Raw genomic sequence first — 706 nt, forward strand, 5'->3', positions numbered from 1 at the left:
TTTTTGTCACCACGTTTTCTCTTTTGCATTTTCGGGGATTCTGCTACGGTAAGGGAAGCAATTGAAAGAGAGGAGATTCATCTGATGGCAGTGATTTTATTTGATATCGATGGCACGTTAGTAGATACGACTGGACCGATGACGCGGGCGATTCATGAGGCGCTCGAGGAACTTCCTCACCTTCCGAAACCGAGTGAAGAGGCGGTCCGTTCAGGATATGGCTTGGCAGGTAACGCGTTTTGGGAGCATGTCATCCCGGAAGCGACAATCGAAGAGATTCGTCTCATTCGTAGATTGCGTCACACGACGCTCGAGAAGACGATGGAAGGGCAAAACGTCTTATTCGATGGCATTCGTGACATGTTGGAGACGCTTCACGAACAAGGTCATACGTTGACGACGGCGAGCAACTGCGGTGTTCATTACATGAACTTGATTTTAGATACGCAACAGATTCGCTCCTACATGACGGCACCGGAATGCTTGGAGTCTGTCAGTGGCGAAAAGAAAGCGGACATTCTGACAGCGCACCGTGTCCGTCACGGTGAGGCAGACTATATTATGGTCGGCGATCGCAAATCGGATGTCGAGGCAGCACGGGCACATGATTTCCCAGTCGTTTTGACAGGGTTCGGATTTGGAAATGAAGAAGAGTGGGCGCTTGCGGATCACGTCATCAAATCGCCGAACGATTTAGTCGAATGGG

At 50.1% G+C, this 706-nt stretch carries 1 protein-coding gene; it reads left to right on the plus strand.

From position 1 onward, the window contains the following. Window positions 1-84 precede the first annotated feature (84 nt). A partial coding sequence (locus ON063_RS14745) for an HAD family hydrolase (RefSeq protein ID WP_274665640.1) occupies window positions 85-706 on the plus strand: 622 nt, incomplete at its 3' end.

This window comes from Exiguobacterium sp. B2(2022) (assembly GCF_028823655.1).
Lineage (GTDB): Bacteria > Bacillota > Bacilli > Exiguobacteriales > Exiguobacteriaceae > Exiguobacterium > Exiguobacterium aestuarii_A.